Source organism: Paludisphaera rhizosphaerae, from assembly GCF_011065895.1.
Classification (GTDB): Bacteria; Planctomycetota; Planctomycetia; order Isosphaerales; family Isosphaeraceae; genus Paludisphaera; species Paludisphaera rhizosphaerae.
Genome location: NZ_JAALCR010000003.1, coordinates 168,636 through 191,913 on the forward strand (window position 1 = coordinate 168,636; position 23,278 = coordinate 191,913).

A 23,278-nucleotide genomic window follows, 5' to 3' on the forward strand; every position below is an offset into this window, starting at 1 on the left:
AATGAGACAAACTTATATTTTGATCGTCTCAACGATCGTCCTCTCGACGCCGTCGGCCCTGCACGCTCAACCGGCTGCGGACGCCGCCCACCCGAACGTGGTCGTGATCTTCTGCGACGACATGGGCTACGGCGACATCGGCCCCTTCGGCGCCAAGAAGTACGCGACGCCGAACCTCGACCGGATGGCCGCCGAGGGTGCGAAGTTTACGGATTTCTACGTGTCGAGCGCAGTCTGTTCGGCCTCGCGTTCGGCCCTGATGACGGGGTGCTACAACGAGCGCGTCGGGATTCGCGGAGCGCTCGGGCCGAAGTCTAAGCAGGGGCTGGCGCACAGCGAGACGACCATGGCCGAGATGTTCAAGTCGGCCGGATACGCGACGGGCATGGCCGGCAAGTGGCACCTGGGCTGCCGGCCCTCGCAACTGCCGATCCACCACGGATTCGACGAATACCTCGGCCTCCCCTACTCGAACGACATGTGGCCGCACCACCCCGAGCGGCCGGCGGACTATCCCAGGCTGCCGCTGATCGAGGGGGACCAGCCGCTGGACCCGGACGTCACGGCCGAGGATCAGAAGCTACTCACAACCCGTTACAGCGCCCGCGCCGTCGATTTCATCAAGAGGAACAAGGATAAGCCGTTCTTCTTCTATCTGGCCACCAACATGCCCCACGTCCCGCTCTTCGTCCGCGACGACGACGTCGGCAAGAGCGGCGCGGGGCTCTACGGCGACGTGATCCGCGAGATCGACGACGCCGTCGGCGCGATCCTGAGCACGATCCGCGACTCGGAAATCGACGACCGGACGCTCGTCGTCTTCACCTCCGACAACGGCCCCTGGCTGAGCTACGGCGACCATGGCGGTTCCGCAGGCCCGCTCCGCGAGGGCAAGGGGACGAGCTACGAGGGAGGCATTCGCGAGCCCTTCCTCGCGCGATGGCCAGGCAAGATCCCCGCGGGTCTCGTCCAGCATCAGCCGGCGGCGACCATCGACCTACTGCCGACCTTGGCCGCGATCATCGGCGCGAAGTCGCCCACGCTGCCGATCGACGGGCTGGATATCCGGCCGCTCCTCTTCGGCGAGCCCGGCGCTCGCAGCCCGCACGAGGCGTTCTTCTTCTACTACGCCGACGGCCAGCTCCAGTCGATGCGGTCCGGCTCGTGGAAGCTCATGTTCCCGCACACCTCGCGAACGATGAACGGCCAGGCCCCCGGTCACAGCGGCGAGCCCGGCAAGTATCGCAACCTCGCCGTCGGGCTGGAACTCTACGACCTCGACGCCGACGTCGGCGAGACCAAGAACCTGACTACCGAGAAGCCCGAGGTCGTCGCCAAGCTCCAGGCGATGGCCGACGTCATGCGCGGCAAGCTCGGCGACAAGCTGACGAATCGCACCGCCACCGAGGTCCGCCCGGCCGAGACGGCCGCCGACTGATTTTCATATCCGCACGCTTCATGACCTAATGCGTCGAAGGTTCCCGGCTTGAATCCCAGGCCGGGAACCGCTACCCTGGGGCTCGCTCGACAGGTGCCCCCGGCCGAGAATGCTCGGGGGGGAGAATAGGGAAGCCGGTGAAAATCCGGCGCGGGGCCGCCGCTGTAATCGGTGAGGCTTCGGACCACAGGGCCACTATCCCCGACATTCGGGGACGGGAAGGCCGTCCGAAGCCGTCATGAGCCGAGAGCCAGAAGACCTGCCCGTCGAGAGCTGCGAGGACGCCCGGCCGTCGGCGTCCGCGGCGGACGCTCGCGCGGATCGGCCGCGAGAGGTGCGCCCGGCACGGCCGCTCGCGCCCCGCCCTGCCCGTCCCGGCGGAAAGGCCCCCGAAGAATGAGCGCGTCCTAATCGTCCACACGCCCTCGCCACCAAACAGGGGTGGCATGGCCACGCTTGCCGAGGCCATCGACCGGCGCGGGACGCTCGTGGATCCGTCGCCGATCGCAGGCCCACGACGAGCGTGGGCATGGCGCCCAGTGAACCGACTCCGGTGGATGAGGGATCGTTGATCCATCCCCAATTCAGCCGACGCGACCAGTCGCGCCGGGCCGGTCGACGTGCGCGCGCACCGACCGATTCTCATCCACCTTGACGACAGGATTTGATTCGATGATCTCTCGACACCTCCACATCGCCGTCTGCCTGGCCCTGGCGACTCTCGCCGTCCCTGCTCAGGCCGGTGAGATCGTCGCCGGCTTCGACGATCTGACGCTGGCCCCGAAGTCGTACAACAGGGGCCCGATGCCGAACGCGACGCTCGTCGACGGCCCTTACGGCAAGGTCGCGGCGGGCTCGTTCACAACCGGCGGCGTCACGCTCAACAACCGTTACGACACGACGTACGGGAGCTGGGGCGGCTTCGCCTATTCAAACACGACCGACACGACGACCGCGGGCTACCTCAACCAGTTCTCGGCCTACGCCGGCGGAGGGCACTCGGGCACCAACTATGGTGTGGCCTTCGGTTACGCGAGTTCGTCGTTCAACCCGCAGACGCCACAGGATTTCGGTACGCTGCCCACCATCATCCTGCCGACCGGCGGTTCGATCGAGGGGATGTTCGTCACCAACACGACCTACGCCGCTCTCTCAATGCTTAACGGCGACTCGTTCGCCAAGAAGTTCGACACCGGCGACTGGTTCAAGCTGACGGCTTACGGCTTCACGTCGTCTGGGTTGGAGTCCGTCGACTTCTATCTGGCCGACTACCGATCCTCCAACGCCGCCGACCACTACATCCTGGACGCCTGGGCTTACATGGATCTGTCGTCCCTGGCCGGCGCCACGCAACTCTGGTTCAACGTCTCCTCGTCGGACGTCGGCCAGTACGGGATGAACACGCCGGGCTATTTCGCCGTCGACGACATCACCTATAGCCTCAACGCCACCGCCGTCCCCGAGCCGACGGGCCTCGTCATGGCGGCGTCGGCCGTCGCCGTCGTCGGCCTGTCTCTGCGACGGAGACAAGCCGCGGCGTGAGGTCCCCTCGCCAGTACCCTCTGCGCTGACGCTCCACCTCGTTCGGCGGCCACGAAGAACTCCCTCCACCAGCGAAGTAGTTCATCGTGGCCGCCGCTCTGTGCGCCGCGAAAACCGGACGCCCGCGAACAAAATTCCCATTCCGGAACCACATTATTGATTGAGAGGAGCCTCGACGCCTGCCGTTGCATTACAAGGAACAAGTCGTGAACGACGCCTTCGAAAAATCGCCGAACGAAGCCGCCGTACAGAGCCGTTTTCGACGGGCAAAATCAATCCGTGAAACGACTTGCCGCCGATGGGTTCAAGTGCAGGCCGGCGAGATCGAAGCCAACGGCTCAAACCCTGGCCGTGATGGGAGGCGACCACTCGGGGAGGTCGCAGAGTCCGCCGCCGCAGAAGAGGTGGTGCCACAATTGAGTCGTGACGACGCACGTCAGGCCGACGTCGTAGGTGAAGCGCGGAATGGTTATGCGGGGCGTGCGGACCTGGCGGGCCCGCTGGATCCGGACGGCCTCGGGGTCGAAGTAACCGGTCTTCGCCAGCGATTCCGGGCTGAGCAACTGGTCCACCCACGACGGCCGGTGAGGGCCCAGGAACGTCCCGGACATGCTGGTGCGGAACATCGTCTTGGGGCGGTTGGCGATCTTCGCCGGGAGGATCCGCTCCGCAACGCGCCGGAGGAGCCACTTCTCGGTCATGCCGTGGAGCTTGTACTCAGGGGCGATCCGGGTCGCGAACGAGACCACGTCGTCGTCGAGGAACGGGTAACGGGCCTCGACCGACGAGTTCATGGCGATGCGATCCCCCTTGGAGATCATCAACAAGCCCGCGAGCATCACCTTATAGCCGACGTACAGCGACTGATTCAGGGGCGCCCAGCGCGACATCCGCTCATTGGGGACGTCCAGGTCGGCGTAGGGGTCGTGCTCGCTGAGATCCGCCCGCATCGCCGACGAGTAGAGCATCGGCTTGCACTGGGAGATCATCTCGTACATATCCTGCTGCGCCGTGCGGACCCCGTGGATGGCCCCCTCGGGAGGCACGGAAAAGCGGCGGCCGCTGATCGTCCGTCCGGCCAGATTGCGGGCGATCCGGGGCAGCGTCCGACCGACGACCTTGTAAGCGGCGTCGCGAACCTTCTGGGTCTTGTACCAGACGTATCCCGCGAGCGCCTCATCGGCGCCCTCGCCGGTGAGCGTCACCTTGTAGCCCTGGCCGTGGACCGTCTCCGCCAGCCGCAGGAGCGCAGCGCACGAGGTGTCGACGATCGGCCCCTCGGCCGCCATGACCAGTTCCGGGAAGGCGTCGGCGACCTTGGCGCGATCCATGACCACCGTGGTCAGCGGCGAGCCGAGAGTCTCGGCGGCCTCCGTCGAGTGGGCCCGTTCATCGGGTCCGGCGCGGTCCAGGCCGATCGTGAAAGCCGGGATCGGCTCCTGCCGCAGCCGCGAGCAGAGTCCCAGGACGACCGTCGAATCGAGGCCGCCGCTGATGTAGGTGACGACCGGGACGTCGCTGCGGAGCCGACGCTCGACGGCCGTCTCCAGCCGGTGCTGCAACTCGTCGACGAGCGGCGTCGGGTCGGAGAGCCGGGTCTCGTCGCCGGCGTCGGGGAAGTCAAAGTCCCAGTAGACCCGCTTCTCGATGCGGTCGCCCTGAACCCTCAGAAAGTTCCCCGGCGGGATCGACGTCACGCCCTTGAAAAAGGTCCGCGACGTCCCCGAGCAGAAGAACGTGAAGAGGTGGTCGATCCCCCGAACGTCAGCCTCGGCGCGGATCAGGCCGGAGGCGAGGATCGCCTTGATCTCCGATCCCCACAGGAGCCAGCCGTCGGCCTGGGCGTAATAGAGCGGGCAGATGCCGATGCGGTCCCGGCCGAGGATCAAGGTGCGATTGCGACGGTCCCAGAGCGAGACGGCGAACTGCCCCCGCGCCTCTTCGAACATCGCCTCGCCACGATCCTCGTACAGGTGGACCCACGCCTCGGTGTCGCAGCGCGTCGCCAGGGTGTGGCCGCGGTCAAGGAGCTTCTGACGCAGCTCGGGATACTCGAACAGCTCACCGTTGAAGGCGACCCAGATCGAGCCGTCCTCGTTCGACAGCGGCTGACGGCCGCCGGCCAGGTCGATGATCGACAGCCGGCGCGCGCCCAGGGCGACGCCGGGCTCGATGTGGATCTGCTCGTCGTCGGGGCCGCGGTGGGCGATGGCGGCGGTCATGGCCAGGAGTCGGGCCGCGGGAAACTCTCTCTGGCCGGTCAGGTCGTAGGCTCCGGCGATGCCGCACATGGGATGTACCTCAAGGTGGGGAGCTTCGCGGCCGCGCGAACGCGGGATCGGCCCAGCGCTCGGCGTCGAGGGGCGGGCGGACTGTCGTCGGGCTCACTCGGCGTGGAGCGAATCCAGGAGCGGCGCGGGCAGCGTGGGGTTCACGAAGGCCATGTCGCGGCGACGGTACGCCTTGCGATAGGCCATCCCCCCCATGATACCGATCAGGAAGGTTCCGAGGCGAAAGACGCCGCCGCGCGGGCCGAGGGGGACGTAAAATGCCACGACTTCAATCCTCGCTTCGGATGGATGGTGACAGAGGAAATCAGGAGGTCCGGAGCGAGGCCGGCACGGAGCGGAGCCCCGTGAAGCCCGTCGCAAATGCTGCTGCGGCCGGCGAACCGGTCGTGGATCGTCGTGTGCAGGAGCGGAATCCGCGTCTGGGTCTCGCCGCACTGGTTGGCGAAAACCACCGGCACGCCCAGATCCTGCGCGACCTGCGCGGGGATGTCGCTGCACAGCGGGCCGACGTGCCCCAGCAGCCAGTGGCGACGGCCGCTCGCACGATCCGCGAACTCCGGCCAGGCGGCCGAAACCACCGCGAGGTCGATGTTGTCGCGGTAGCCCTTCCAGACCCGGCGGTAGATCATGTCCGCACAGACGGCGAAGCCGACGCGGCCCCAGGGGGTCGTGACGACCAGGGGCTTCGATCCGGGGTGGAACCGGAAACGTTCCCAGAAGACGAGGTTCCGTTTGCGGTAGACGTGCAGCTCGCCGTCCGGCGTGCAGAACGCGAGCGAGTCATACAGGTGTCGACCTTCGCGCTCGACGTAGCCGGCGGCGATGTGCATCTTCCACTGGCGGGCCCGACGAAGGAGGTACAAGAGCGTCGGCCCCTCGGGGGTCTCGCTGTACGGCCCGAAGTCGGGGCAGAGACTGTAGCCCGTATTGAACAGCTCGGGCAGGACGACCAGCTCGGCGCCGGCGTCGCGCGCCTGGCGGAGCAGCCCGTCGGCGCGCTGGAGGTTCGCCGAGAGGTCCAGCAGGTCGCTCGGCATCTGTACGGCGGCGGCCGTCAATTTCACGTCAGTCCACTCCCACATCCCTGGGGACGGCGACTGCGGGCCGACGACCCGCCGCATCTTCCTGATCGGATTCGGGGCGTCGGCGACTTGAGTTCGATAGGTCTTGGATCAATCAAAGCCCAGCCAGGCGAGAATCCCGCGACGCCTCGGTTTGGGCGGTGCCTGAGCCTCGGCCCTCAGGCTCTCAGCGCGTTCGAGGACATCGTTGGCGCCGGGCGATCGGGCTGGCTGAAGGTCGTAAGTGAACTCGCGCTCGTCCCGCAGCGTGAACGGGACGACGTTCTCACTGAAGAACTCGGTGAGCAGGTTGTCCCACCAGGGCGCCGCGACCGGCTGGACGACGGTCTTGGTCTCGAACCCGTCCTTGATCAGCGTGATCTCGCGATCGCCGTAGAAAACGAACGACTTCGAGACGGGCGTCGGCCCGATCTCCTCATCGTTGACGATCACCTGCGCGCCGGGGGGGTCGGAGCGGATCGTGTACCGCCGGATCACGCAGCCGGTTTCCATGCTCAGGCAGCCGGCCGCCAGGGCCAGCGCCGCGGCAGTGCGGACGACCTTCGGAGATCTCACCATCCTTGGCTCTCCCATCTCGTCGGCCCGTTCCGGACCGTTTCGAGGCGGACCCGCCGGGACGCATCGGCGCTCCGGAGGGTCATAGCGGCCGGGATTCTAACCTTGACGCCAAGGACCGACAAGGCGGCTTGCGGCAGCTTTCCGACGGCTCGGTCACGCTTCGACCGGCAGCTTCAGGTGCAGCAGGGGGAACGGGTTCCCCTGACCGTCCCGCGCCGACCGCCCCACCTGGCGGAAGCCCAGCTTCAAATAGAAGCCGACGGCCTGCGGGTTCTGCTCGTTGACGTCGACCTCGTCGCACCCCAACCGATCGACGGCATGCTCGATCAGCATCCGGCCGAAGCCCTTCCCGCGCATCTCCGGGGCGACGAACAGCATCTCGATCCGATTCTCATGCGTCCCCAGGAAGCCGACCAACTCTCCGGAGTCGTCGCAAACGCCCGCCAGATCGACGGCGTCGAGATACCCGTTCAGGATCAGCGGCTTCATTACCTGGAGATCGGCCTCGGTCAGGAAGTCGTGAGTGGCGCGAACGGAGGCCTCCCAGATTTCCACGAGGCGCAGGTAATCAGCCCTGGCGATGGGGACGATGGTCATGGCGGCACCCGGATCGTCGATGCGTTCGCAACGCGGCTACGAACTCCGATGATGCCCGCGCGGCCCGTCCAGAGCGAGGGGAAACGCCTTGGCGCGTTCGGAGACCCCTGCGATCATCGGGGTCCGGTCGCCGATTACAACGTCGCGGGACCGGCCCCCAACCCTTGTCATTTGTAAGGATCGAGCCCGCCATTATGACGATCAGGATCATCCGTCAGCCGCTGACGACCGTAGACGCGCCCTGGGTCGTCACGCCGATCTTCGACAAGGAAGGCGGAATCGCCTCGGACCTGCGGGGGACTTCGATCGAGCCGCTCGCGACGCGCCTGCTGGACGAGAAGGAGATCAAAGGATCGGTTGGCGAGACCGTCACGCTCTACGCGCCGGCGGGGTTCCTCGCGCCCTCGCTGCTGCTGGCCGGGCTAGGGTCGAAGGCCAAGATCGACGCCCGCGGAGCTTATGCTGCGGGGGTCGCGATGGCGAAGCGACTGGCGGGAAAGCCGCGGGACCGCGTCGTCGTCAGTCTGGCGGCCGTCCTGGAGATTGGCGGCCCGACGCTCGTCTCCTCGCTGGTCGAGGGAATCATGGTCGGCATGCAGAGCCCAGGGCTGCATAAGGCTGAACCGAACCGCCACGCCTTCCCGCTCGACCTGATCGTCCCTGAGGGGACAACCGACGCGACGGTCGCCGAGCTGGAACAGATCGCCGCGCGGGGAGAGGTCGTCGGCCAGGCGGTCAACATGGCGCGGATGCTCGCGAACACGCCGCCGGGAGAGAAGCCGCCCGTCGTTCTGGCCGAGGTCATCCGCAAGGCGGCGGCCGACCAGGGGATCGACGTCCACGTCTGGAACGCGGCGAAGATCCGCGAGGAGAAGTTCGGCGGCCTGCTGGCCGTGGCTGCGGGCTCCGACGAGCCGCCGGCCTTCGTCACGCTCGACTACCTTAAAGGCGGAGACGCCCCCGTCCTGGCCCTCGTCGGCAAGGGTGTGACGTTCGACTCGGGGGGCCTCAGCCTCAAGCCGAGCGCCTCCATGGAGGACATGAAGTCCGACATGACCGGCGCGGCGGTCGTGGCGGCGACCATCCTGGCCGTCGCCCGCCTCAAGCTGCCGGTGAACGTCAAGGGCTACCTCGCTCTGACCGAGAACATGACCGGCGGCCGCGCCATGAAGCTCGGCGACGTCCTCAAGATGCGTAACGGCAAGACCGTGGAAGTCCTCAACACCGACGCCGAGGGCCGCCTCATCCTGGCCGACGCCCTGAGCTACGCGGCCGAGTCCAAGCCGGCGCGGATGCTCGACCTGGCCACCCTGACGGGTGCCTGCATCGTCGGCCTGGGAACGAAGATCGCCGGATTGTTCAGCAACGACGAGCCCTTCGCCGGCGAGATCGCCGACGCGAGCAAGACGGCCGGCGAGCGCATTTGGCCGCTTCCTCTGGACGACGACTTCAAGGACGCCCTCAAGAGCAGCGTGGCCGACATGAAGAACGTCGGCGGCAAGTGGGGCGGGGCGATCACCGCCGCCAAGTTCCTGGAGGAGTTCACCGCCGGCATTCCCTGGGTCCACCTGGACATCGCCGGCCCCAGTTGGAGCGATAACGAGGCCTCGACGCGCGACGTCGGGGGCACGGGCTGCTTCGTCCGCACCCTGGTTGCTTACCTGGAGAAAGCGGCGAGTTGAGAGAAGGCGGAAAGACCGGCTCAGCCCGCCGCGGTGCGGAACCGAGGGCGGGCGGGGTCGAACTGGCAGGAGAGGCGCGAGCTGTTCACGTCCAGAGCCGTCAGGATCGAGCGGACCTCGTCCATTGGCTGGGAACTCTCCATGGCCCACTGGATGATGTGGAGGTTCTCCTCACCCCAGCGGAAGCGTTCCAGAATGGTCTCTGTCAGCGATGAGGCGAGCAGTCCGGAGTGATGGAGCACGGCGAAGCTGCGGGAATCGAACTCGACCCAACAAACATCCCCGTGGAGGTGTTCCAGCCAGCGCTGGCGGAGGAAGCGGTTCCAGTAGCGACCGATCCACTGACGGATGGCGCTCTCGCCGAGGTCGTAGCCGACTTTCTCGCTCTCGAGCCACTTGAAACGAAGGGCTTCCAGCTCCCCCCGCTCTTGAAGGCTTGATCGGACCTTCGGTTCGATCTCGACTTCAGCCGTCGACAGAGGCGACATCGACCCCTCCAGGCAAGGACGCGACCCCGATCCGCGGACTTCGCCAGAGTCGTCCGCCCGGGTGTGGAAGCACTCGAGGCGACCGCTCTGTCATCTAATACTCAGAACGCTCACCTTTCGTGAGTGTGCCTGTGCTATTTTTCACGAACCGCGGATAAGTTTCGAAGGTACGCCCTTTTTCGGCCGTTGGCAAGTCTCGAGATTAGGGGGCTCGGATGGTCGAGCCCGCCGCCGCCATCCAGCGATGCTTTTCCGCAACACGACGGGTTGGTCGATCAGGTGGGCCCGCCCTGCCTGAACCATGCAAGATTGTGGCCGATCATGACGGCCACCCCCGCCTTGCCGGCCGCGCAGGGCCCCACTGTCTGGGGGGCGACGACCCGCCAGCGGACTCGGCCGTCGAGGCCGGCGCACAGGATGTGCACTTCCTTACGGACGACCCGGATCAGCCGGCCGTCGGCGTCGAGACCGAAGACGTCGTTGGTCGCGCCGCTGGGAGCCGCCTCGGCTCGGACGTCCCCTGCACCGTCGAAGGCCATCGCCCGGCCGTCGGCGGACGTCACGATGGCGAATGGTCCGAGGCGTGCGAGCGACCATCCTTCCCAGGGAAGCCGACGCGTCCAGACGACCTCGCCTCGGAGCCCGTGGCCGCAAAGCTGCTGGGCCCGGCGAGCGAGCGTGACCCAGGCCAGCCCCGACGGCGACCCTTCCGGGGCCTCGATCAAGAACGGAGGATCCGAGGCGTCGAAGCCGCCGGTCTGGGATGCCTCACCGGCCGGGTCGAAGATCAGAAGCCGGCCGTCGCCAGTCGTCGCAGCGGAGAAACCCTCGGAGCCGATGGCCACGTCCTCGATGGGCGTCGGCAGTTCGTGTTTCCAGATCCAGCGCCCAGACGGCGTGGCCCGGCCGATCCGGTCTCGCTCCTGCACGATCATCAGGCCGAATGAGTCGGGCTTGATCGCCAGGTGGGTCAACTCGACGAGCCGCAGGTCTACGCGTCGCTGCTCGTTCCGCCTCAGGTCGCAGAGAGCGACCTGACGGTCGGTCGCCGCGGCGAGCCAGCCCGGCGCCGTCCGGAGGATCCGGCCGACGCCCATGGTCTCCGGCCCCTTCCCCAGCTTCTTCCCATCCACGCCGAACAGCTCCAGCCGGTTCGGCGTGGAGAAGACGGCGATGCAGGGGGGATCGTCGCAGACGGCCAGAACGGCGGTCTCCGCCTGCTCCTCGCCCTGGACGGCTGGGACCGACCAGTCGGGCGAACGCACCCCGCCGGCCTTGGATCCGCCGGCCGCGCCGAGGCTCGATCGCGACGAGGCTTTCGCCTTGGCGGCGTCGCGCTTTTGACCCGGCTCAGGGGCGAAGAAGTCGAGCCGCGTGATCTCGCCCGTGGAGCGTCCGTGGACTGCGTAGCGCCCCAGGGGATCGATCTCCAGCGCGATGACGGGGCGATCGAGTCGCGTCCGCCAACGGACGTTCCCGGCCGAGTTCATGATCGCCAACTCCCCCTCAAGCGTCGCCGCGACGATCGTCCGGCCGGGGAAGTCGGGGACGGCGTGCGAGACGGTCCCTCCCAGATGATATGACCCTTCGTTCCGACCGTTGAGGTCGAACCTCTGGATGCCGTGGGTAAAACAGCTCGCCAGGATCATCGAGCCATCGCCGCTGGCGGTCAATCGGCCGACGTTCGACATCAAGCGGTCTTGCCAGGCGACCTCCGGCTCCAGCCGGCCGGGCGTCCGAGACGCTCCAAGCTCCACTCCCGCCAGCATCCCGAACGCCGCCGCGCCGACGGCGAAGGGGCGATCGGGAACGAAGCAGAAATGGGCGATCGGCTGGATCGTCTCGATCCGCCCCGCCGCTCGTCCATGGCGGTTGACGAGTTGCACCGCCCCCAGCCGACTCCCTATCGCGACGTAACGGCCGTATGGATCGGTCGTCACGAACGACGCTTCAGCGGGCGCAGCGCGTTCGGCCAGGACTTCCAGGTCGCCGCTGAGCAGGAGCAGACCGGCCTCATCGTGGTCGCAGAGAACGACGGCGAGCGAGCCGTCGTCGCTGATGGCACCGGCGAGGATCCGGCTGGGCGATCGAGTCGTCGAAACCGGCTCGCCGTGGGCGTTGAGCAGGTAGAGTTGGTTCCCCTCGTCCCAGGCGAAGATCCGGCCGGCCTCGCGAGCGAACGCCATCCCCTTGAGCGGGGACTCGGTCACGAACGTCCAGGACTCCTCCGGCTCCAACCTCGTGGAGCTTCGACCGCTCATCTCGGGCATGGGGACCGTCTCAAACCTCGCCGAAGGACCGGGGATCCGGAATCCCACAGTCGTCGGACTCCGAACGTCGATCGTCGCCTCCAGGACCTCGAAAGGCAACCCCTCGCCCCAACGGTCGGGTTGACAGAATTCAGCCTCGGGCTATTAATCGCCCGTCCTCGCCCAAGGACGGAGGTTCCCGCATGCGCAGAACGGCCATGACACCAAGACGTCGACGCCTGGCGCGGGTCCTCACGGCGGCCTGCTGGTGGGCCCTCGTCGCCTGGTTCGCCCGCCAGACGCTCCACACTCGCGACGCCCAGCCCGAGCACCTGATCGCGACCGTCGTCCTGGCCTATCTCGCGGCCTGGTGCCCCGTGCTGGCGATGGCGCGGTGGAGCCCGGCGGGAAAGCTGGCCCGGATCGGAGCCTGTACGACGTCGCTCGTTGCGGCCTTCACCCTGATGGAATCGCCCGCGGCTCTCGGAGTCGTCGACTATCGCGAGGTTTTCCACACGCCCACGCCCCCCTGGAAGCGATCAGGGAATCTTCCCGATCCCGACCTCCTCTTCGTCCGCAAACCCGACCAACGTTTGCGGCTGCGATTCCAGGGGTCAGACCGACACGACCTTCGAGGAATGCCTCCAGGCCCCGCCTACGACTGCGATACGACGCTCGACGCCCAGGGCTTCCGCAACCCGGCCCGGCTTGAATCCGCCGAGGTCGCCCTGATCGGCGACTCGTTCGTCGAGGGCCTGCAAGTCGCCGACGCCGAACTCGTCTCCGCCCGCCTCTCCGCGCTGATCGACGCCCCCGTCGCCAACCTTGGCCGCACGGGCTATGGACCGCGCCAGGAGTTGGCCGTGCTCAACCGATACGGCCCTCAACTCGGCCCGCGGACGTGCGTCTGGTTCTTCTATGAAGGGAACGACCTGCAAGACCTGGACTCGTATCCGACCGACCGCGACCGCGTGCGAGCCCTCAGGCCGGAGTCGTTCCGCAAGGCTTGGTACGCCCGGTCGTTCGCCCGCAACGCCGCCGGCTGGCTCGTCCGGCGCGACGACCGCGACGCCGCGATTCCCGCGCAGTCCAGGACTGGGAGGCGTCACGATGCATCATCATCCTCGGCGACCGACCTCTACTTCTCCTGCGGGGTCCACGAGGGGAACGCCTCGGCCGTCGCCGGTCGGGCGAAGCCGGAGAAGTTGGAGCGGCTGAAGGAGGTCTTCGCCGATGCGGCGGCCTCTTGCCGAAGGCAGGGAATGGACCTTGTGGTCGCCTTCGTGCCGGCCAAGTTTCGGGTCTATCGGGATCTCTGCGAGTTCGACGCCGACTCCCCCTGCCCTGGTTGGCAGGTCGACGACCTGCCCGCGAAGGTGCAGGAGGCCGTCCGAGCGGCCTCGCCGGAGATCAGCTTCCTGGACCTCACGCCGGCCCTCCGCACCCGTGCGGAGGCCGGCGAGTTGGTCTATCTGGCGGACGACACCCACTGGTCGGCCCAGGGTCACCAGGCTGCGGCCGAGGCGGTCGCCGAGGTGCTCGGCGACCGCCGACGGCTCGTCCGGGATCAGCTTACTTCGGCGCGGTCGCCGGGGCCGGACTGGCCGACCGGATCGACCGGACGAACGCGATCAGGTCCTTGAAGTCGACCGGCTTGAGATCCTGCTCCAGCCCTTCGGGCATCAGCGAGATCCCCGACGAGGCGATCTGCTCGATCTGCTCGCGGGGGACGACCTCGGTGACCCCCTCCGCTCGCTTGAGCACCAGCGCGGCGGCCGACTCGGAGGCGATGATCCCCGAGATGACCCGGCCGTCGGCGGTCGCCACGTTGTAGTTGAGGTAGTTGGCGGCGACCTCGCGGTTCGGGTCGAGGACGTGGGTCAGGATGTCCTCGGGCGAGCGAGTCGCAACCGTCGCCAGGTCGGGGCCGACCTCCACGCCGAGCCCCTCGGCCCGGTGGCAGGTGGCGCAGACCTTCGAGTAAACGGCCCGTCCCTTTTCGCGGTCGCCTTCACCTTCGAGGGCCGACTTGAAGGCGGTGATGACCGAAGCGCGAGCCCGAGGAGCGTCGGCCGAGCCGAAGAGCTTGAGCGCCCGCGCCTTGACCTCGGAGACGGGGTTCTCGCGAAGCTGCTTCAGGCGGAGCGGGTCGATCTCGGAGGTGGCCAGCGTCTTCGCCTCAACGGCGTCGAGCAGGGCGGAGACCCATTCGCCGCGACTGAAGAGGACTTCGGCGGCCTCGCGACGGGCGGTGGGGCTCATGGTCTTCCACTGCTCCAGGATCGCCTTGGCGACGGCCGGCCCCTTCTGCTCGGCCAGCGCCCGCAGCGCGGCGAGCTGGACCTCGGAGGCCTGACGAGCGTCGAGCAGCCCCGGCAAGGCTTCGAGCGACCGATCCGGCCCGCTCAGGCCGACCAGCGCGATCGCCGACGCCCGCCGAGCGGGAGCCGCATTGGAATCGGCCGTCTTCGCCGCGGCGTCGAAAAGCGGGTCGAGCCGCTTCCAGGTCTCTTCGGAGAGGGTGTCCTTGAGCGATCCCCGGGCCCGCTTCAGGCCCGCGCCCACGGCCAGCACCACGCGGCCCCGGAGTTCGTCCGAGGCGTTGCCGGCGAACAGGTCGGCCACGACCTTCTCGATCGCCGCCTTGTCCTTGGCCTGGCCGATCATCGTGGCCAGATCGTTCAGCCAGGGCGAGCCCTTGTCGGTGTCGAGGAAGTCCCCATTCGACAGGCGGGCGAGAAAGTCGGGGGCGTGGCCGGCGATCGAGGTCAGGACGGCGGCGCGGGTCCAGCGGTCGTCCGAGTCGCGACGGGCGATCACGGTGAGGGCGTCCATGGCGCGCGGGTCGTCGTTGACGTCGCCGAGCGTCAGGGCGGCCTGGAACCGGACCATCGGGTCGGCGTCGTCGGCCAGCGGTAAGACGTTGGAGATCAGGGCGCGGTCGGTCTTGATGCGGCCCTCGGCGAGCTTCGCGGCCCGCTCGCGGACGCGAGGCTCCGAGTCGGCCAGGGCCATCGCGATGTAGGAGTCGTCCAGCTTGCCCAGCGCGTCGAGCGTCCAGAGGGCGTGCAGTCGGGCGAGGGCCGTGGGCCGGCTCTCGGCCAGTTTGCGGAGGAGCGGAACGGCGGCGTCGTCCTTCCGTTCGATCAACAGCCGCTGGGCGGTCTCACGCCACCAGGCGTCGGGATCGGCCAGCAGCGCGACGAGATCGGCGACGGGAGCCTTGCTCAGCTTCGGATGACGTAGCGGCCGGGGGCCGTCGGAGAGCAACTCGTAGAGACGGCCGCGGTCCTTGCCGCTGGTCAGGTCGAGGTGCTTCTTGATCGGCTCGGGGATGGAGATCGGGTGCTCGATCGTCTCGCGGTACATGTCGACGACCAGGAGCGTGCCGTTGGGCGTGTTGGCGAAGTTCACCGGGCGGAACCAGTTGTCCTTGGAGGCCAGGAACTCCACGTCCTTCTCGGCGCGATCGGCGACGTAGGTCGCGCCGGCGACCTTCATCGTCTTGCGATGCACGAGGTTGCCACCGACGTCGCCGATGAAGGCGTTGCCGCGGTAGGCCTCGGGATAGGCCGTCCCCTTGTAGATGGTGACGCCCGTCGCGGAGGTGAAGTAGCCGAAGGCGAACTGCTCCGTGTGCGACAGCCGCTTCTTCATCTCAGGATCGGCGACGCGCTGGCGGGTCCGGACGATCCGCCAGGGCTCTGGCGGGCTGATCCGGAAGACCGGGCCGGAAGGACCGTCCGACGGGATGTCGGCGATCACGCCGGGAGGGACGTAGGCGCGGTTCCGCTCGACGTCCCGCGCGGGGAGGATGATCTCGCGGATCTGGTTGCTGTTGTTACAGGTGAAGCCGTGGCCCCAATCGTCGGTTCCGAAGCCGAACTGGCCGCCGCCCGAGGTCGCCTCGAAGACGAGGGTGTCGGGCTTGAACCGGAAGTCGCGGCCGCGGACGGAGACGGCCGGGCGGTCGGCGTGCTCGACGGTCCGGATGAGGCCGCCGTTGCTGCTGGTGACGCCGTGGATCCAGCCGTCGTCGCCCCAGTGCAGGCTATTCAGAAGCCCCTGGACGTTGCCAGTCTCAAAGCCCGTGAAGACCACCTTGCGGATGTCGGCCTTGCCGTCGCCGTCGGTGTCCTTGGCGTAGAGGATCTCAGGCGCGACGGCGATGAAGCAGCCGCCGTCGTACGGAACGACGCCCGTGGGCCACATCAGTCCGTCGACGAAGACGGTCCGGACGTCGAACCGGCCGTCGCCGTCGCGGTCTTCCAGCCGGGCGACCGTGCCCGAGGGCTTGTCCTCGATGAAGGGATAGCCGCGCATCTCGACGACGTACAGCCCTCCGTCGGCGTCATAGGCGACGGCCACGGGGCTCTTGACCAGCGGCTCAGCGGCGATCTGGTCGAGCCGGAAGCCGGGATGAACGGCGAAGGTGCCGAGGGCCTCGGCCGGCTCATGGGCCGGGATCCGAGGGAGTTCACGGGCCAGGTCTTCCTGGGCGGTCGCTGCGGCCGTAAGGCCCAGGAAGGTCGCCAGGGCGAGGGCGATTGGTCGATTCGTCATCCTTCGGCGGCTCCTCGGAGTTCGTCCAACGGCCGGGTCGGGGAGGTCCCGGTCGGCCTCGATCTCACGCTTCGTCGCCGGCCGGAGAGGAGGCCGGGTCTTGGGGTCGTTGCAGGCAGGGGCGGGTCCGGGCGTCAGCCCTGGATGGCGTTGGTGCGGCCCAGGGCGATGTCGAAATCCCCAACCGCGGGGACCAGCATCGCCATGAGTGCGAAGCCGTACACGCCGGCGCTGACGAGCAAGGCCGCCAGGAAGTCGCCGTTGAGCAGGCTGATGATGCAGTAGAACGAGCAGAACGGGGTGAGCAAAGCCACCAGGGCGATCGCCCGCGAAGGGTTCCTCGCCCCCAGGGAGCTGAACAGCGCGACGCTGCCGGCGCCGATGAAGATCATGAAGCTGAGCAACTGCCGGCCGAACTCGCGGTCGCTGAAGATGATCAGGTAAGAGCAGAGCAGGATGCCCACCATCAGAAAGAAGATCGTCCCCAGGCTGTGCGCCACGGCCGTTCGGCTGCTGGTGTAGGTGATCGCGTCGTGGATGCCGAGCATCGCGGCGAAGTGGCAGAAGAGCAAGTAGTCGGCCGTGAAGAAGACCAGGTTCTCCCCCGACAATCGGTTCGTCCACCAGAGGTAGATCGCCAGCAGGACCGGCAGGACGACCATCTCCTTGGCGTTGTACAGGACGCCGAAGAGCTTGCCGTAGATGAAGTCGCTGGGAGAAAGCTCGGTGACCAGCAGCAGGTCCAGCGCGCCGGTGTCCCGTTCACTGGTGAGCGACGTCACGCCCTGAGCGTTGATGAGGACCAGGCTGAGGATCGCCAGGCCGACGGGGATCAGGCCGAGGCCCGTGGCGAGCGGCTCCTCCAGGCCCTGGGAAAGGCTCAGAAAGAAACCGACGCCCAGCGCGAACAGCAGCAGGTAGCAGGCCTTGATGATGAGCGGCTTCGACCCATAGGCGCGGGTCTTCAGCTCACGCCAAAGGATCGGGTTGGCCCAGGCCGACCGGTACGGCTTGGGCGCCGCCGCGATTCGACGGTGCGTGCGGCGGGGCACGTGAAGTCCGGTCGTCGCGCCGGCTTCCTCGCTCCCGCCGGACCCGGAAGGCCCGCCGCCGACAGCGACCGTCGGCGCCGATCGCTCGCCGCCTCCCCCGCGATGAAGCGTCGACCCAGCCGCGGCGGCTCCGGCCGGAACGGCCGCCTCTTCCTGGACCTCGATCAGCGTCTCGACGACCTCGGCCTCCTCGTCGGACTGCTCGCGGGGCTCGTTGTTCCCCGGGTTCCAGACGCGGAGCATGTAGGTTGCGAACGTCACGATCAAGGCCGCGAACGTCAGCCGAACGGCGATGTAAACCAGGCTCGACCCATAGACGACGCCCGTCGATTGATCGGCAGCCGGGTAGAGGACGGCGAGCATCGCCCGATACGGGTTAAGGACTTCCGCCACCGGCACCCCCATGAGTTGGAGGTCCGGAAAGAAGACGCTGAACAACTCCACGCCGGTCACGGAGAAGACCACCATCAGGATGGTCAACGAGATCGACTGGAACGTCCGATCGCGCCAGAGGGCGATCAGCAGCCCCATCGCACCGCCCGCCACGCCCGAGGCCGCCGTCACCGCGAACAGGTTGATGACCTGGCCGAAGGAGATCCCGCCGAAGAGGGCGCAGAGCGAGAGCAGCCCGATCCCCGCGCCCAGCATCACCACGATGTGCAACAGGCCGGCCGTCAGCTTGCCCAGCACGATCTCCAGGTCGGAGAGGGCCGTCATCAGGAGGAGCGTGAACGTCCGCCGGTCCTTCTCGTAGGCCACCGCCGCGGCCGTCGAGAGTGGGGCGAAGAAGAGCATGAGCGTCAGTTGGAGCATGGCGAACATGCCGTAGAGCACGCCGCCGAACCTCGCCAACAGGCCCAACTCGCGGACGTCCTGCCAGCCGACGATCGATTGCCAGGCGGTCCAGAGAAGGATGAACAGGAAGCAGGCGAACGAGGCCCGCCAGAGGTAATAGCGCAGGCTCCGGGGCGCCGTCAGCAATTCCCGGGCGATGATCGGTCCGGCGAACAAGGTCGATCCCCCAAACGGTCGAACGGAGAACAGGCGGGCGGGAGGAACGGGCAGGCGAAGCGATGGGCGTATCTTCACCGGCTGCAACGTCCCCAGACGGCCAGTGTAGCAAACCGGCGGCAGAGGGACCAAGGGGTCCGGGGCAGCCGTTGACATGGCTGAAGCGGCTCCCTTACGATGAGGGACGCCTATCGCAGACTGGACTTCCGATTCGTGCGGAGCCCCGGCCTTGGACCGATCCGATCGCCCGAGAATGGGACGATCCTGGACCCGCGTCGCTTTCGCGGCCGCGGTCTTGGTCCTGCTCGCCTCCACACATGAATCCCGGGCCGCTGGTTGCCATACTCCCGAGCGCCCCGTGCTTTCCCGCACGATTTCGTGGCAGGACGGGACGACTTCCGAGCGAGTCGACGCACCGGCGCCTGCCGTCCTTCGCCGACCTCGATGCAGCGATGAGACCCCCTCGTCCTCGACCAGCGTGGTCGTCAAGGCCGCGCCTGCCCTGGGGCTGTCGACGCCGGCCGTTCCAACACTCGGGAGCGAATCGTGGGGATCTGCTGAGCGCGGCCCCGAGCCGGCCCCCCTCGTCGACCGACTCGATCGCCCTCCTCGCCTCGTTTGAAGCCGTCCGTCGCGATTTGCGCTTCATCTCGGTTTTCGGGCAAGGGGTTCAGGCGTGGCTCACGCATCACTCGTCCTCGCGCGCCGCGGCGTCTTCGCAGCGTGGGGCGTATTCCTCCTCCTCGGAGTCGGCTGCGAGCCGTCCTCGACGGCTGAGGGCTTCGCATCCCGCTTGAAACTTCCCGACGGCTGGAAGGCCGTCGACCGCGAGACCTGGAAAGCCCCCGGCCGGCGATTGGCCTCCTGGTCGGGGCCTGAGGGCTCGTCGCTGATTGTTTATCGGACCGTTCCCGACCCCGACGGCGACGCCGATCGGCTTCTCGCGGCCATCGTCAATCGGTTCACGAATCTCCCAGGCTTCACGCTCGTCGCGCATCGCGTCGAGACGATTGCGGGCGTCGAGGCGGCCCGAATCGAGATCGTCGCGCCGGGAACCGGAACTGAGATCGCTCCGACCGGACTCGGCGTCCCCGCGGAGGGCCCGAATCTGGTCCCGACCCGAGAGGTCACGATCGGCTTCCCTCGATCCGACGGCTCGCTTTTCTTCGTCTGGAGGACGCCCGAATCGGCCCAGGAGAAACTCGCGCCGGCGATTGATTCGATCCTGGGTTCGCTGACTCTGCCGCCGCCTTCGACTTATTGACCATTCGTCCTCATCCGAATCCGATCCTCAATCATCATCCTGGAGGGTTCCCGCCGGCATCGATCGCGCGGCGGGGATGGGAGCCTTTCATGTCGACCCCCACCGCCACCCCTCGCGACCGCGCCGGCAGAGCCTACGTCCCGGCGATCGGGACGAAGCTCCGGCCGTTGCTCTGGGTCATCCTGATCGCCTTCGCCGCGCTGGCCGCGAACGGCTTCTACATGGCCTCGGTCACCGCGCTGACCTGGTACACCGGCAGCACGCAACAGACCTACTTCTACTTCCTGATGGCGATCCTGCACGTCATCGTCGGGTTGTTGCTGATCGTGCCGTTCGTCGCCTTCGGCGCGGCCCACCTGGTCACGTCGTGGAAGCGACCCAACAAGGCGGCCGTGAATTTCGGACTGGCGCTGCTGGCGGCTGGAATCGTGGTGCTGGTCTCGGGGCTGATGCTCGTCCGGATCGGGGTGTTCGAGATCCGCGACCCTCGGATCCGAAACGTGGGCTACTGGGCGCACATCTTCGCGCCGGTGTTCGCCGTCGCACTTTACGTCAAGCATCGGTTGGCGGGGCCTCGGATCCGCTGGGAGTGGGCGAGGAGGCTGGCGATCCCCGTCGTCGGCTTCGCGGCGATCATGGGGATGCTCCACTTCCAGGACCCTCGGACCTTCGGCGAGCGCGGACCGAAGTCGGGCAAGCAGTACTTCTATCCCTCGGAAGCGGTCACGGCCAACGGCAAGTTCATCCCGGCCGAGACCCTGATGATGGACCGGTACTGCCTCCAATGTCATAAGGACGCCTACGAGGGCTGGTTCCACTCGTCGCACCGGCTCAGCTCGTTCAACAACAAGGCCTACATGACGAGCGTCCGCGAGACCCGGCGGGTCTCGATGGAGCGCGACGGCACCACCCAGGCCGCCCGCTGGTGCGCCGGCTGCCATGACCCCGTCCCGTTCTTCTCGGGCAAGTTCGACGATCGCGATTACGACGACGTCAACGACCCCACCGCGCACGCCGGGATCACCTGCACCACCTGCCACGCGATCAACAACATCAACAACACCCGTGGCAACGCCGCCTACACCATCGAGGAACCTCAGCATTATCCCTTCGCCTTCAGCGAGGACCCCGTCCTTCAGTGGGTCAACGCCGCGCTGGTGAAGGCCAAGCCCGAGATGCACAAGAAGACGTTCCTCAAGCCGATCATCCGCTCGGCCGAGTTCTGCTCGACGTGCCACAAGGTCGGTCTGCCGTTCGCACTCAACGAGTACAAGGACTTCGTCCGAGGCCAGGACCACTACACGTCGTATCACCTCTCCGGCGTCTCCGGCCACGGGGCGAGGAGCTTCTACTATCCTCCCGTCGCCAAGACGAACTGCGCTGAGTGCCACATGGAGTTGAAGGACTCCAACGACTTCGGAGCACGCGACTTCGCCAGACAGGGCGGCCGCCAGATCCACAACCACATGTTCGCCGCCGCCAATACCGGACTAGCCACGATCCAGGACGATGAAACGGCGAACAAGGCCGCCGAGAAGTACCTCACCGAGAAGAAGGTCCGAATCGATCTGTTCGCCCTCCGCGAAGGGGGCGAGATCGACGGCGCGTTCCTCGGCCCGATCCGGCCCGAGATTCCGACGCTCAAGCCGGGGGGCAAGTACCTGGTCGAAACCGTCGTCCGAACGCTCGGCGTCGGCCATCCGCTCACGCAGGGGACCGTCGACTCCAACGAGATCTGGGTCGAACTCATCGCCCGCGACGGCGACCGGATCGTCGGCCGGTCGGGGGGGATCGGCGAGGACGGCACGGTCGATCCCTACTCGCACTTCATCAACGTCTACATGCTCGACCGCCACGGCAACCGGATCGACCGTCGCAACCCGCAGGACATCTTCGTCCCGCTCTACAACAAGCAGATCCCGCCCGGAGCGGGCCAGGTCGTCCACTTCGGGCTGGAAGTCCCGTCGGGGACGCGCGGACCGATCACGCTGGAAGCTCGGGTGAACTACCGCAAGTTCGACCGGACCTACATGGATTTCATCTTCGGCAAGGGGGGAGGACCAAAGCTCCCCGTCGTACTCATGGCGAAAGACGCCGTCAAGCTCCCCATCGAGGGCGGCCCGGAGGTCAAGAACGAGCCGTCCCCAATCGCCGAGGTCTGGCAGCGCTGGAACGACTACGGCATCGGCCTCCTGCTGGAGGGATCGGACAAGGGCGGGCAAAAGGGCGAGTTGAAACAGGCCGAGCCGATCTTCCGGAAGGTCGCCGAGCTGGGCAAGGCGGACGGCTGGGTGAATCTCGCCCGCGTCTACCAGCGCGAGGGGCGAATCCCCGAGGCGCTGGAGGCTCTGGAGAAGGCCGCATCTCATAAAGAGCCCGCCGCCCCCTGGACAATCAACTGGCTGACCGGCGAGATCAACGCCCGCAACGGCCTGCTCGACGAGGCGGTAGCCAACTTCGAGTCGGTCCTGAACACCCGGATCCCCGAGCGCAAGTTCGACTTCAGCACGGACTTCTTCGTCATCAATGAACTCGCCCAGGCCAGCTACGGACGCTCCCGGATCGAGCCTGTCGACAGTCCCGAGCGCAAGACGTGGCTGAAGAAGGCGATCACGGCCTATCATCGGACGATCAAGATCGAGGCTGAGGACGTCGCCGCTCATTACGGCCTGAGCCTGGCGTTCGGCGACCCCGCCTGGGGCGAGAAGCCCCCCGAGCCAGAGGCTCCGAAAGCGGCCGTCGACCCCGAAAGCCTGGCGAAGCAGATCCCGGGCGTCCTCGACGCGACCGCCCCCTCGGCGACGCGGAAGGAGCGAGCCTTGAAGCTGGCCGACGACGTCTCGCGATACGTCAAGGGACCGCGACCGAAGTATCAATCGCGTCTCGAACCTCTCTATGAGGTGACCGACGGCCTGGCGAAACCCTGGGAGCAAGCCGCCGACCCCGAAGTCCAGGCGGCCATCGGCCGAGTGCTGGAAGTCGCCCACAGGGCGCTCCACGAGCGGCTCAAGCCCGACGAGACGGCCGAGGGGCGGGCCTTCGCGATCGCCCGCCAGAACAGCCCGGCCGCGAACATGAACGCCCAATCGATCGTCATCCATCCCCTGCACCGCCCCGGCGCTCCGGGGATCGACTCGACGCCCGCCGCGCCGACGGCCTCGGCCGCAGCCTCGGCCGTCGACACGACCGTAACTCGCCCAGCACGCCTTGAGGAGAGCGGCCAGTGAGAGTCTGTCTCGAAAGCGTACGCGAAGCCCGGACGACGGCCTTCCCCCCTGGAGGGGGAAGGTGGCCCGAAGGGCCGGATGAGGGGGACGACCGGCGTTGGACGCGCATCCGGCGGCTCTTTCTCTACCCCACGCCGATCTCCCCCTCATCTGACCGCTTCGCGGTCTGTCTTCCCCCTCCAGGGGGGAAGACGTCGGAAGGCCCGACGTTCGACTTTTCGAGGCAGTCGCCGA

Annotated in this window: 14 protein-coding genes and 1 riboswitch; of the genes, 6 read left to right on the plus strand and 8 right to left on the minus strand. The window is 67.2% G+C overall.

Annotated elements, in window-relative coordinates; genetic code table 11:
- The first annotated feature begins 1 nt into the window (after position 1).
- On the plus strand, positions 2-1,438 hold the full coding sequence (locus tag G5C50_RS05285) for a sulfatase family protein (protein ID WP_165066062.1): 1,437 nt from the start codon (positions 2-4) through the stop codon (positions 1,436-1,438).
- Between the two features lie 74 nt (positions 1,439-1,512).
- A riboswitch (cobalamin riboswitch) is annotated at positions 1,513-1,719 on the plus strand.
- A gap of 391 nt (positions 1,720-2,110) precedes the next feature.
- A complete protein-coding gene (locus G5C50_RS05290; protein WP_165066065.1) occupies positions 2,111-2,980 on the plus strand; it encodes a DUF4465 domain-containing protein in 870 nt (289 codons plus the stop codon).
- A 338-nt stretch (positions 2,981-3,318) separates the two neighbouring features.
- Here the strand turns inward: G5C50_RS05290 and asnB are convergent, their stop codons facing one another.
- From asnB to G5C50_RS05310, 4 genes are all read right to left on the minus strand, one after another.
- A complete protein-coding gene (asnB, locus tag G5C50_RS05295; protein WP_165066068.1) occupies positions 3,319-5,271 on the minus strand; it encodes an asparagine synthase (glutamine-hydrolyzing) in 1,953 nt (650 codons plus the stop codon).
- 203 nt (positions 5,272-5,474) lie between these two features.
- A complete protein-coding gene (locus tag G5C50_RS05300) occupies positions 5,475-6,335 on the minus strand; it encodes a carbon-nitrogen hydrolase family protein (protein ID WP_165066071.1) in 861 nt (286 codons plus the stop codon).
- A 108-nt stretch (positions 6,336-6,443) separates the two neighbouring features.
- Positions 6,444-6,911, minus strand: a complete 468-nt coding sequence (locus G5C50_RS05305) for a PEGA domain-containing protein (RefSeq protein ID WP_165066074.1) — start codon at positions 6,909-6,911, stop codon at positions 6,444-6,446.
- Between the two features lie 153 nt (positions 6,912-7,064).
- Positions 7,065-7,508, minus strand: coding sequence for a GNAT family N-acetyltransferase (locus G5C50_RS05310; RefSeq protein WP_165066078.1), 444 nt, complete (start codon positions 7,506-7,508; stop codon positions 7,065-7,067).
- Between the two features lie 194 nt (positions 7,509-7,702).
- On the opposite strand from G5C50_RS05310, the gene G5C50_RS05315 reads away from it, so the two are divergent.
- A complete protein-coding gene (locus tag G5C50_RS05315; protein ID WP_165066081.1) occupies positions 7,703-9,190 on the plus strand; it encodes a leucyl aminopeptidase in 1,488 nt (495 codons plus the stop codon).
- Positions 9,191-9,210: 20 nt separating this feature from the next.
- Here the strand turns inward: G5C50_RS05315 and G5C50_RS05320 are convergent, their stop codons facing one another.
- Together G5C50_RS05320 and G5C50_RS05325 are read right to left on the minus strand one after the other, a co-directional pair.
- Positions 9,211-9,678 carry a hypothetical protein gene (locus tag G5C50_RS05320; protein WP_165065742.1) on the minus strand — a complete coding sequence of 156 codons (468 nt, stop codon included), beginning with the start codon at positions 9,676-9,678 and terminating at the stop codon, positions 9,211-9,213.
- A gap of 275 nt (positions 9,679-9,953) precedes the next feature.
- The gene (locus G5C50_RS05325) at positions 9,954-11,948 is read right to left on the minus strand and encodes a hypothetical protein (RefSeq protein ID WP_165066084.1); all 1,995 of its coding nucleotides are present in this window, start codon (positions 11,946-11,948) and stop codon (positions 9,954-9,956) included.
- Positions 11,949-12,130: 182 nt separating this feature from the next.
- Between G5C50_RS05325 and G5C50_RS05330 the strand changes: the two genes are divergently transcribed.
- Positions 12,131-13,570, plus strand: coding sequence for an alginate O-acetyltransferase AlgX-related protein (locus G5C50_RS05330; protein WP_165066087.1), 1,440 nt, complete (start codon positions 12,131-12,133; stop codon positions 13,568-13,570).
- On the opposite strand, the gene G5C50_RS05335 is transcribed toward G5C50_RS05330, so the two are convergent.
- Together G5C50_RS05335 and G5C50_RS05340 are read right to left on the minus strand one after the other, a co-directional pair.
- Entirely contained in the window at positions 13,500-16,490 is a 2,991-nt protein-coding gene (locus tag G5C50_RS05335) for a PVC-type heme-binding CxxCH protein (RefSeq protein ID WP_165066090.1), read from the minus strand. The two genes, G5C50_RS05330 and G5C50_RS05335, sit on opposite strands and share 71 nt — an antisense overlap.
- Positions 16,491-16,624: 134 nt before the next feature.
- Complete coding sequence (locus G5C50_RS05340; RefSeq protein WP_165066093.1) at positions 16,625-18,553, minus strand: ABC transporter permease family protein; 1,929 nt, start codon at positions 18,551-18,553, stop codon at positions 16,625-16,627.
- Between the two features lie 676 nt (positions 18,554-19,229).
- Here G5C50_RS05340 and G5C50_RS05345 point away from each other — a divergent pair.
- Positions 19,230-19,817: a DUF1795 domain-containing protein gene (locus G5C50_RS05345; protein ID WP_165066096.1), complete on the plus strand. Its 588-nt coding sequence runs from the start codon at positions 19,230-19,232 to the stop codon at positions 19,815-19,817.
- Positions 19,818-19,906: 89 nt separating this feature from the next.
- Positions 19,907-23,044 carry a multiheme c-type cytochrome gene (locus G5C50_RS05350; protein WP_165066099.1) on the plus strand — a complete coding sequence of 1,046 codons (3,138 nt, stop codon included), beginning with the start codon at positions 19,907-19,909 and terminating at the stop codon, positions 23,042-23,044.
- The last annotated feature ends 234 nt before the right edge of the window (positions 23,045-23,278 follow it).